At 64.8% G+C, this 7,846-nt stretch carries 7 protein-coding genes and 2 pseudogenes; 7 read left to right on the top strand and 2 right to left on the bottom strand.

Annotation, left to right across the window (positions count from 1 at the left end; all coding sequences use genetic code 11):
• The 7 genes from QN413_RS26610 to QN413_RS26580 all read left to right on the top strand — a co-directional run.
• Positions 1-304: hypothetical protein (locus QN413_RS26610; protein ID WP_323499579.1), on the top strand; the 304-nt coding region annotated here is incomplete at its 5' end.
• Positions 301-960: a SagB/ThcOx family dehydrogenase gene (locus tag QN413_RS26605; RefSeq protein ID WP_323499578.1), complete on the top strand. Its 660-nt coding sequence runs from the start codon at positions 301-303 to the stop codon at positions 958-960. The genes QN413_RS26610 and QN413_RS26605, both read left to right, overlap by 4 nt.
• Before the next feature lie 143 nt (positions 961-1,103).
• Positions 1,104-1,787: a PRC-barrel domain-containing protein gene (locus QN413_RS26600; protein WP_323499577.1), complete on the top strand. Its 684-nt coding sequence runs from the start codon at positions 1,104-1,106 to the stop codon at positions 1,785-1,787.
• Between the two features lie 52 nt (positions 1,788-1,839).
• Complete coding sequence (locus QN413_RS26595) at positions 1,840-2,640, top strand: DUF1269 domain-containing protein (protein WP_323499576.1); 801 nt, start codon at positions 1,840-1,842, stop codon at positions 2,638-2,640.
• 245 nt (positions 2,641-2,885) lie between these two features.
• Positions 2,886-3,521, top strand: coding sequence for a VIT family protein (locus QN413_RS26590; protein WP_323499575.1), 636 nt, complete (start codon positions 2,886-2,888; stop codon positions 3,519-3,521).
• Positions 3,522-3,650: 129 nt separating this feature from the next.
• Positions 3,651-4,721 carry a transaldolase gene (locus QN413_RS26585; RefSeq protein ID WP_323499574.1) on the top strand — a complete coding sequence of 357 codons (1,071 nt, stop codon included), beginning with the start codon at positions 3,651-3,653 and terminating at the stop codon, positions 4,719-4,721.
• Entirely contained in the window at positions 4,718-6,076 is a 1,359-nt protein-coding gene (locus tag QN413_RS26580; protein WP_323499573.1) for an erythromycin esterase family protein, read from the top strand. Before QN413_RS26585 ends, QN413_RS26580 begins: the two co-directional genes overlap by 4 nt.
• On the opposite strand, the pseudogene QN413_RS26575 reads toward QN413_RS26580, so the two are convergent.
• Together QN413_RS26575 and QN413_RS26570 are read right to left on the bottom strand one after the other, a co-directional pair.
• Positions 6,073-6,677: pseudogene (locus QN413_RS26575) on the bottom strand (histidine phosphatase family protein). The gene QN413_RS26580 and the pseudogene QN413_RS26575 sit on opposite strands and share 4 nt — an antisense overlap.
• Positions 6,674-7,710, bottom strand: a pseudogene (locus QN413_RS26570) (class I fructose-bisphosphate aldolase). The pseudogenes QN413_RS26575 and QN413_RS26570 overlap by 4 nt, the downstream one beginning before the upstream one ends.
• Positions 7,711-7,846: the final 136 nt, after the last annotated feature.

The raw sequence follows: 7,846 nt of genomic DNA, 5'->3' as shown, positions 1-7,846 counted from the left end.
ATCCACGATGCCGGCTTCCATCCCCGGGTCAAAGTTCAACCGGCAGGGTGGGTCAAAGTTCAACCGGCGCCGACACGTGTGGGCAAGCCCGGAGCTCGTCGCGCCCGTTGGCGAGGCGGTCGATGCGCTCGATGCGGGCGACCAGGTGTTCGCGTTGTTCCCGTCGATCCATGGTCACCTCCCCGATCGTGAGTTCGTCGTTGCCGACTACGACGGAGGGAGGAAGACGATTGTCCTCAAGGGCCCCACGGCGTACGAACGAGAGGTCCACGACATGGACAGGCTCGAAGCCCCGGTGTCATGAACACCCTGACCAAACTCGCGCTCGGGCTCATGGGTCAGCTGAAGCCGTTGCCTCCTGTCGGCGATGCCGCCACGCTACGATCCCTGCCGTCTCCTTCGCTCAGCGGCGGCATGCCTCTGATGTCGGCGCTGTCGAGTCGGCAGTCGCAACGTGACTTTGCGCCCGGGCCACTGCCCGAGCAGGCGCTGTCGGATCTGTTGTGGGCCGCAGGCGGCATCAACCGACATGAGCTCGGTGGCAGAACAACGCCGAGTGCGATGAACGCGCAGGAGGTTCTGATCTACGTGGCCATGCCACAAGGCATCTTTCTCTATGAGCCTGTGCCTCACGCGTTGTTGAAGATGGTTGCGAGTGATGTCCGGCGTGTCACCGGCAACCAGGACTTCGTGGACGCCGCGCCGCTCGACCTCGTCTTCGTCGCGGATCACACGCGCATGAAACACGTGCCTGCTGCGCAGCGCGAGGCCTATGCCTTCGCGACGGCCGGCGCGATGGCGCAGAACGTCTACCTCTACTGTGCGTCCGAAGGCCTGGCGACCGTGATCCGTGCCTGGTTCGATCGCGATGCGCTGTCGCGGGCGATGGGACTGGATGCCGATCATCAACTGCTGCTGTCGCAGACGGTGGATCCGCGCAAGTCTGAACAACTTGCATGACTTTTCGCTTGGTTTCGCCGTGCGGAAGGCATTCGGCCGCGTGCGGTGTCGAACAGACGGACTGGCTGCAAGCTCCTACAACCCACCTGAGACGGTCCACTCCGCCGATCGCCCATTGGTACGAACAAACAAGGAACTGAATCATGAGAATGCACCCATCCGCCCTCACCGTGGCACTGACTTTCCTCGGCACGCTGTGCGTTGCCGCGCCTGCCTGGTCTCAGGTCGCCGGCGCGACCACCACGGTGGAAGCCACCGTCACCGAGTCGATCCAACTCGCCCAAGGATGGAGCGTCAAGAAGACGCTGATGGGCAAGACCATCTACAACGACGCCGGCCTCAAGGTCGGCAAGGTCGAGGACCTGATCATCTCGCCGGACAAGAACGTGTCCTTCGTCATCGTCGGTGCCGGCGGCTTCGTGGGTATCGGTCGGCATGACGTGGCGATCCCGGTCACGCAGATTCAGGACAAGGCGGGAAAGTTGGTGATGGCTGGCGCGACCCCCGACACGATCAAGGCGATGCCGGAGTTCTCGTACATCAAAGACTACGCGACGCGCGACCAGTTCGTCGCCGCGGCCGACAAGGACATCGCCAAAGGCAAGGCCAAGGTCGTCGACCTGGAGAAGAAGGCCGGCGCGGCCAGCGCCGATGCCAAGTCCCGAATCGACGGGCAGATCACCACACTCAAGGGCGACGTCAAGAGCGCCGAGGCCAAGTTGACCGAAATGAAGCAGGCGACTGCGGCGCGCTGGAAGGAATTCGAGGCGGACGCGAGTGCCGCCATGGCTCGGCTTCGCAAGTCGATCGAAACGGCCACCGGCTGACATCAAGCGCTCGTGCGGCGATCGGCGTGAATGAACCAGAACTGGAGTTGACATGAACAAGATGTTGGTATCGATCTTCGACAACGAAGCCGCGGCGGACGCTGGGCTTCAGGCCCTGCACAAGTTGCACGCCGACGGTGACATCACGCTGTACGCCACGGGCGTGCTGGTGAAGGACGCCAACGGCAAGGTGACCGTGAAGAAGTCCATGGACTCGGGGCCGGTCGGCACCGGCGTCGGTCTGGCGGTCGGGGGCTTGATCGGCCTGCTCGGTGGGCCGGTTCTCATGGCCGTCGGTGCGATGACCGGGGCCGTCGCCGGCGCGGTGCGTGACCTCTGGGTGGCCGGTGTCGGCCTCGACTTTGTCGAGGAGACGGAGAGGTTGCTGAAGCCTGGCAAGGTGGCGCTCTTGGCCGAAGTCGAAGAGGAATGGGTCATGCCGGTCGATGCGGCCCTGGAGGCAGCTGGCGGCCAGATCTTCCGGCACACCCGCACCGAAGTGGCCGAAGCGCAGTACGACCACGACATCGCGGCGCTCAAGTCGGAGATCAAGGATCTGGAAGCCGAAGCGTCGCATGCTAGCGGCGCGGCCCAGACGAAATTGGAGTCCAAGCTCACGACAGCGAAGGCCGGTCTCGACGCTGCCGTCCAACGAGCCAAGCAACGGGTCGAGACGCTGAAGCAGGAGGCCGATGCCAAGGCCGAATCGCTGAAGGCTCAGTTGGCCCAGGCCAAGGGCGACGTCAAGACCAAGATTGAAGACCGCGTGAAGCGGGTCAAGAGCGCGCACCACGTGCGCGGCGCCAAGCTGTCGCAGGCCTGGAGTTTGACCAAGGAAGCGCTGGCGGCCTGACGACCGCACACGAAGCGGCTTGGTACTCCAGCCCCGCGGCGATTGCGCCTACGTGGTGCGCATGGGCACGGTCATGCTCGAGTCGCAGGTCTCGACCGACCCCCTCACCGCATAGGACAACCGCCATGCCACGCGAGACCCCGTCAACCCACCACACCGCACCCCGACCGAGGGGGTCCATCGCGAAGTGGGGTCGTCACGCAGAGCATCACCACAGTGATCGCATCGGCTGGTTGCGGGCCGCCGTGCTCGGGGCCAACGACGGCATCGTGTCGACCGCCTGCTTGGTACTTGGCGTGGCCGCTGCAGGTGCCGAGCATCGGACCATTCTGCTGACCAGTGTCTCGGGGCTGATCGCCGGCGCCATGTCGATGGCCGCGGGTGAGTTCGTCTCCGTCCACTCGCAGGAGGACACAGAGAACGCCGACCTGAACCGGGAAAGGGCAGAACTGAAGAAGGACCCAGTGGGCGAACAACGGGAGCTTGCAGGAATCTACGTTGGCCGGGGCCTCGACCGGCCACTGGCCGACGAGGTGGCTGGCGAGCTGATGGCCCATGACGCACTGGGTGCGCATGCCCGCGACGAGCTGGGGTTCTCCGCCACGACCGCTGCGCGTCCGACACAGGCCGCATTGGCTTCGGCGGCCAGCTTCTCGGTCGGCGCGCTGTTGCCGATAGCCGTGGTGGTCACGGCCTCGCCGGCACACCTGATCCTCTGGATGTCCCTCGCATCGCTTGGCTTCCTGGCCGGGCTGGGTGCCGTCTCGGCGCAGGTCGGTGGGGCTCCGGTCTGGAACGGAACGTGGCGTGTCGCGTTCTGGGGCGCTGTCGCGATGGCCGTCACGGCTGGCGCCGGTGCGCTGTTCGGTGCGGTCGCTTGATCTGCCCGGGACGTGAAGTGCGGCAGCGCACAGACGAACGCCCGACGGCTGCCGGAAGCTCGACGTGCAGACCGCGCCATCTCGGCGAAAAGACAGCGCCTCGCGCAGCATGAGGTATCGACGAAAGCCATGAACGAACACATTCGTCAACTGCAAAGCCTGGGGCAGCGACTCTGGTTGGACAGCATCAGCCGACCCCTGTTGCAGAGCGGTTCCCTGGAGCGCTACGTCGCCGAGTTCTCCGTCACGGGGCTGACCTGCAGCCAGTCGATCTTCGAGCAGGGTTCGGGCACACATGCCTACGACGACAGCATTCGCGTGCTGCATGCCGCCGGCCTGGCGGGCGAAGAGTTGTTCTTCGAGCTGGCGCTGGAAGACCTCACGCAAGCAGCTGGCCTGCTGCGACCGGCCTTCGATGCGAGCGAAGGCGTCGATGGCTGGGTGTCGCTGAGTGTGTCGCCCCTGCTGGCAGACAACACCGCGCACACCATTCGAGCCGCATCGAAACTTCATGAACGGGCCGCATTGCCGAACCTGTTCATCCAGATACCGGGCACGCCCGAGGGCCTCCGCGCGGTAGAGGAACTCATCTTCGATGGCGTGCCGGTCAACGTCAGCTTGCTTTTCTCTTGTGAGCATTACCTGGCCGCGGCAGGCGCCTACATGCGCGGCATCGAACGGCGCCTGGCTGCGGGCCTGCATCTCAAGGTCACGTCGGTCGCATCGATGAACGTCAGCCCATGGGACGTGTCCGTGAGGGAGGAGATTTCACCGCCTTTTCACAACCGTCTGGGCATCGCCGTGGCGATGTTGACGTATCGCGCGCACTGCGAGTTGCTTGCATCCGACCGCTGGCAGCGACTCGCCGAGGCAGGCGCCAGGCCGCAGCGCCTGCTCTGGACCGGCACCTGCACCCAGGACCCGGCGGCGTCCGATACGCTCTATGTCGAAGCGTTGATCTCACCCGACAGCATCAACGCGCTTTCGGAAAAGACACTGCTGGCCTTTGCGGACCATGGTGCAGTCGGCGCGGCCATGCTCGCTGATGGGGGCTATGCCGAAGCGGTGCTCCAGGAGTTGAGGCGCGAGGGTGTGGACGACGATGCACTTGCGCAGCAACCACAGCGCGACGGAGTCAAGGCCTTTGCCATCTCTTGGCACGCCATGCACTCGTGCATCGGCGAGAAGTCTGCGCCATGAATCTGCAGGATACCAAGAACCACCTCGGAGACGCCGGTTTGCTGGAAGGCCTGCGCGCGCACATGCAACCGTTGAGCGTGGATGCTCGTCGGTACGACCGCCTGTTGGCGTTGATCGGCGGCGCACGCTTTGCCCTGCTGGGCGAAGCGTCCCACGGCACCCATGAGTTCTACCGCGAACGAGCAGAGATCACCAAGCGGCTGATCGTTGAGAAGCGCTTCACCGCTGTCGCCGTGGAGGCCGACTGGCCCGACGCGTGGCGAGTCAATCGCTACGTGCGCGGTCTGTCGGACGATTTTGACGCCGCCACAGCCCTGTCAGGCTTCCGGCGCTTTCCAGCATGGATGTGGCGCAACACGGTCGTGCGGGAGTTTGTCGAATGGCTGCGCGACCACAACGCCACCCTCAGCCCCGGCAACCAGGTTGGCTTCTACGGGCTCGACCTCTACAGTCTGTTCAACTCCATGCAGGTGGTGCTCACCTACCTCGCCAAAGTCGACCCTGAAGCGGCGCAACGTGCCAAGGCTCGCTACGGCTGCTTCGACCATGCCGCAGAAGACGCTCAGGCCTACGGATACGCCGCTAGCTTCGGCCTCCAGGAAAGTTGTGAGGACGAGGTCGTGCAAGTCCTGCGCGATATGGCCCTTCGAGCTATCGCGGCGCCGTTGCCGCCGGGTCCGGACCGGGATGAAGCCTTCCATGCGCAGCAGAACGCGCGCCTTGTTCGCAACGCGGAAGAGTACTACCGAACCATGTTCAAGGCCCGTGTGTCCTCCTGGAACCTGCGAGACAGCCACATGGTCGAGACCTTGGTCGCGCTGGAAGCCCACTTGGCCGCAACCGGCACACCGCCGCGAATCGCGCTTTGGGCGCACAACTCTCATCTTGGCGATGCCTCCGCCACGGAGATGGCCGAACGCGGCGAATTTAATGTCGGGCAACTGGTACGCGACCGCTACGCGAGTGACGCGGTCCTGGTGGGCTTCAGCACTCACCACGGTTGGGTCACCGCTGCATCCAACTGGGACGAGCCCGCGCAGCGCAAGCGCGTGCGCGCTGGCTTGGCCCACAGCTGGGAAGACGTGTTTCACCGCACCGGCGTGCCAGAGTTTCTGTTGCCCCTGCGCGGTGACGAAGCGCTGCGCTCATTGGTGGCGTCGCGGCGACTTCAACGCGCCATCGGCGTGATCTACCGCCCGGAGACTGAGCGTCAGAGCCATTACTTCCACACGCTCCTGGATCAGCAGTTCGATGCAATCGTGCACATCGACGAAACGAGCAGCCTGGAGCCGCTGGAAGCGGGCGTGGCGTGGAGCAACCGCGAGGCGCCTCAGACCTATCCGACGGGCATTTAGGGTGGCGTCAGTCGGCCGTCGGCCCTGGGGTTCCACAGGGAGATGACGCGTCGTTCGGGGTGGTCGGTCTCGAAGCCAAAGATGCCGATCGACGCCGGATCAATCGCGAAAAGCTGTTCCTCGGTCACCGGCAGGCCGACCCATCGGGCGGCAAGCGCGCGTCCGAACTGGCCGTGTGAGAAGAGCGCGACCTTGCCGGTGAGGTCGCGCAGCCGGGTGATGAGTTGGTCTGCGCGGCCACTGGCGTCGGAAGGACTCTCTCCGCCCGGGCACCCGGCTTCCCAGACATCCCGTCCGGATGCAACTGGCGAATCTCGGCGGTGCGCAGCCCTTCGTAGTCGCCGTAGTCCCATTCGGCCAGGTTCGGCTCCGTCTGCGCACTCCCACCCAAACCTGCCAGTTCGCAGGTGGCCCCGGCGCGAAGCCGTGGGCTGGTCAACACCAGCGAAAAGACGATGCCCTTCAGCGTCGTTGCCGAGTGCCGCGCCAATTCCTGGCCATGCGATGTCAGCGGCGATTCGGTACGCCCGGTGTGTTGGCCCGAAGGCGACCACGCGGTTTCGCCATGGCGAATGAAGTAGATCTGAAGCGGCGCGGTCATGAACCTTCCATCGCTGCGCTGTACTCGCCCTTCAAGGCTGCGCAGTTGCACTGGGCGCGATGCACCAGCGCGAGTTGCGCTGCGACCCGGTTCGCCTCCTTACCGGCCCAGATCTCCAGGGCGGAGTGCTGGATCGCCCGCGCGAATGAGAACGACAGCCGCCAGGGGAGGGCCCGATCGATGAACGCAGCGCTGGATGAAGTGCCCGGCACTGGTCTGCCATGGCCGTCGTGCATGGCGTTTAGCCTGCTGCTGGCCAATGCACCAGACTGGCCGCCCGAACCGTGCGCAGCAGACACTGCACCGTCGAATCGACCACCTCGGCCGCCGTGTTCTGCGTTGTGCAGGCCAGACCGGCGATCACCATGTTGGGCTTCAGGATCATTGCTTCCAGCACAGCGCCTTGCAGCGTGAGTTGTCTGAAGACGCTGCGCAGGACGGCCTCGGTGACGTCCTGGCAACGATCCGATGTGTGGGTTCCCGACATCAGGACTTCGGGCTCGATGATCGGCACGAGGCCCGCCTGCTGGCACAAGGCTGCGTAACGGGCCAATGCATGGGCGTTGCTTTCGATGCAGGCCGCGGTGGGCAGGTGCGTGTTGTTGACGGCGATCACGGCCCGCCACTTCGCAAATCGGGCGCCCATCGTGAAGTAGGCCTGGAGGCGCTCGCGCAAACCGTCCAGCCCCTCGGTCACCTTCTCCCCCGGATGCGCAGCGAACGCCTTGGCGCCGGTGTCTACCTTGATGCCGACAAGCAGCTCGGCGTCCAGTGCGACCTGAACGAGCGGCGTGCCATCGGCCGCCCGCTGCCGGATGGTCTCGTCGTACAGGATCACGCCGCTGATGCAGGCGCCCAGTCCCGGCGCGGTCAGCAGCAACTCGCGGTAGACGCGTCGCATCTCGACCGTTTGTGGAATGCCAACGTTTGCGAAGCGTTGGTTGCAGGTGCCGTTGCTCTCGTCCATCGCCAACAGGCCCTTGTCTCCAGCGACCATGGCCCGCGCCGTCGCGATCAGCGAATGCGCGCTCATCCCTGCACGCCGGCATCCGAACCGTAAGCGGCCAGCCGTCCCACCTTGACGGCAATTAGTGTCGGCGCCGATCTCAACTTGACCCACCCTGCCGATCTCAACTTAACCCGGGAATGGGTGCCGGCGTTGTAGCTGC

This window comes from Variovorax sp. LG9.2, assembly GCF_035018885.1.
GTDB lineage: Bacteria > Pseudomonadota > Gammaproteobacteria > Burkholderiales > Burkholderiaceae_C > Variovorax.
The sequence above is the reverse complement of the archived record's forward strand: the minus strand, read 5'-3'. Positions and strand labels throughout refer to the sequence as shown.

What these genes read in the sequence shown, in the direction of transcription:
- QN413_RS26605 (WP_323499578.1), top strand. Translation starts at nt 301, where the DNA reads ATGAACACCCTGACCAAACTCGCGCTCGGGCTCATGGGTCAGCTGAAG.
- QN413_RS26600 (WP_323499577.1), top strand. Translation starts at nt 1,104, where the DNA reads ATGAGAATGCACCCATCCGCCCTCACCGTGGCACTGACTTTCCTCGGC.
- QN413_RS26595 (WP_323499576.1), top strand. Translation starts at nt 1,840, where the DNA reads ATGAACAAGATGTTGGTATCGATCTTCGACAACGAAGCCGCGGCGGAC.
- QN413_RS26585 (WP_323499574.1), top strand. Translation starts at nt 3,651, where the DNA reads ATGAACGAACACATTCGTCAACTGCAAAGCCTGGGGCAGCGACTCTGG.
- QN413_RS26580 (WP_323499573.1), top strand. Translation starts at nt 4,718, where the DNA reads ATGAATCTGCAGGATACCAAGAACCACCTCGGAGACGCCGGTTTGCTG.